This is a genomic window from Cetobacterium sp. (assembly GCF_048470075.1).
In the GTDB taxonomy this organism is placed as follows: Bacteria; Fusobacteriota; Fusobacteriia; order Fusobacteriales; family Fusobacteriaceae; genus Cetobacterium_A.
In genome coordinates this window covers 1-2,304 of the sequence record NZ_DBGBQB010000380.1, presented here as the reverse complement: position 1 = coordinate 2,304, position 2,304 = coordinate 1, and the positions used below count along the sequence as shown (strand labels likewise).

General features: G+C 27.3%; 3 protein-coding genes. All 3 read left to right on the top strand.

Annotated elements, in window-relative coordinates; genetic code table 11:
- A partial coding sequence (locus ACMOUI_RS13130; RefSeq protein ID WP_418966147.1) for a type I restriction-modification enzyme R subunit C-terminal domain-containing protein occupies positions 1–322 on the top strand: 322 nt, incomplete at its 5' end.
- A 13-nt stretch (positions 323–335) separates the two neighbouring features.
- Positions 336–1,763 (top strand): N-6 DNA methylase, encoded by a 1,428-nt coding sequence (locus ACMOUI_RS13125; protein ID WP_418966146.1) that lies wholly within the window; start codon positions 336–338, stop codon positions 1,761–1,763.
- Positions 1,756–2,304, top strand: a 549-nt coding sequence (locus ACMOUI_RS13120) for a restriction endonuclease subunit S (protein ID WP_418966145.1), incomplete at its 3' end; no start/stop codon positions are given. The genes ACMOUI_RS13125 and ACMOUI_RS13120, both read left to right, overlap by 8 nt.

Below are 2,304 nucleotides of genomic sequence, written 5' to 3'. Positions count from 1 at the left end.
CATAGTAAAGAATGAAGATATTTTAACAAATATGATGACTTTTATAAAACATGCTATAAAAGGTTCACCAATAATAGATAAAAAAGAAAAGATTAATGATGTTATGTCTAAAATAAAAAAATTAAATCGTTGGACAGCACCGCAAAAAACAATTTTAGAAAGAATAGAAAAATATCTAGAAAATAATGAAATTTTAACAGAGGATGATTTAGAAACATCTCAATTTAAACAGTATGGTGGCTATAATAGAATTGATAAGCAGTTAGATGGGATGTTAAATGAAATAATAAGTATATTAAAACAAGATTTGATTTTAAATTAATAGGAGAAAATAAATGACAAATAATGAAATTGTACAAAAATTATGGAATTTATGTAATGTATTAAGAGATGATGGAATAACATACCACGAATATGTTACAGAACTAACATACATATTATTCTTAAAAATGGCTTCAGAGCTAGATACAGAAAAGAAAATAGGTATAGATCATAAATATACTTGGAATGAATTAAAAAAATTAGATGGAATTGAATTGAAAAAAACATATCAACAAATGTTAATAGATTTAAGTAATAAGAGTGGAAGTTTAGGAATTATCTATAGAAGCGCTCAAACAAAAATAGAGGAACCTGCTAACTTAAAAAAGATATTTAGTGAAATAGATAAGATAGATTGGTATTCTGTTGATAAAGAAGATCTAGGAGATTTATATGAAGGGCTTCTAGAAAAGAATGCTTCTGAAAAAAAATCTGGAGCGGGACAATATTTTACTCCCAGAGTTTTAATAGATTCAATAGTTAGAATGACAAAGCCAGAAATTGGAGAAAGAATATTTGACCCAGCTGGTGGAACATTTGGATTTATAATAGAAGCAGATAAATATTTAAAAAGTAAAACAGATAATTATTTTACATTAACATCAGAACAATATGAGTTTCAAGAAAAAGAAGCTTTTTCAGCTTGTGAGCTAGTTCCAGACACTCATAGACTTGGTGTTATGAATGCTTTATTACATGGAATAGATAGTAATTATTTTATCCAAGGAGATACTTTATCTGAGTTAGGAAAATCTTTAAAAAACTATGATCTGATATTATCTAATCCTCCATTTGGAACTAAGAAAGGTGGAGAAAGAGCAACAAGAGATGATTTAATGCATGAAACATCAAATAAGCAATTAAACTTTATGCAAATAATTTATAATTCACTAAAGAAAAATGGAAAATCGAGAGCAGCAGTAATAATTCCAGACAATGTTTTATTTGAAGGTGGAGTTGGTAAGGATATAAGAGTTGACTTATTGAATAAATGTAATGTTCATACAATACTAAGATTACCTACAGGAATATTTTATGCACAAGGAGTAAAAACAAATGTTTTATTCTTTGATAGAGGAGTTACAGAACATGGGAATACTAAAGAGATTTGGTACTATGATTTAAGAACTAATATGCCTAATTTTGGAAAGACAACACCATTGACAAAAGAGCATTTTGAAGAGTTTGAAAGAACCTTTAATAATCAAGAAGAGAAAGAAAAAATTGAGAGATGGAATAGATTCTCCTTAGATGATATTATAAAAAAAGATTACTCTTTAGATTTAGGACTTATAAAGGATGAAGGTATTATAGATTCAGAAGATTTACCAAATCCTATTGAGAGTGCAGAGGAAGCTATATCAAAATTAGAAGAAGCTATGGATTTATTAAGAGGAGTTATAAAGGAACTTCATATTTGTGGAGTTGAAAGCAATGAGTAAGAAAAAAGAGGTAACATTAGAAGAGAAGTTAAAAGAGGCTATTATACCAAAAGAAGAGCAACCTTATGAAATACCTGATAATTGGGAGTGGGTTAAAATAATATCTATTATGGATATAAGAGATGGAACTCATGATTCTCCTAAATATGTAGATAAAGGCTTTCCTTTAGTGACTTCTAAAAATCTAAAAAATAATGAAATTGATTTTAAAAATGTGAAGTACATATCAGAAGAAGATATGTTAAAAATAAATCAAAGGTCTAAAGTTGAAAAAGGTGATGTGCTGTACGCTATGATTGGCACAATAGGGAATCCAGTTTATGTAAATGTTGAGAGCTTAAATTCATATGCTGTAAAAAATGTTGCTATCTTTAAACCTTTTGACAAAAAAATGGGGAAATATATTTTTAATTATTTAAATAGTTTTAATTTTCAACAAATAGTAAATTCAAAATTAAAAGGGTCTACACAAAAATTTATACCACTAAATATTTTAAGAAGTTTAAAATTACCATTACCTCCATTAGAAGAACAAGAAAGA

Excerpts from the sequence above, each read along its gene's own strand:
- ACMOUI_RS13125 (WP_418966146.1), top strand. The coding sequence starts at position 336 with ATGACAAATAATGAAATTGTACAAAAATTATGGAATTTATGTAATGTA.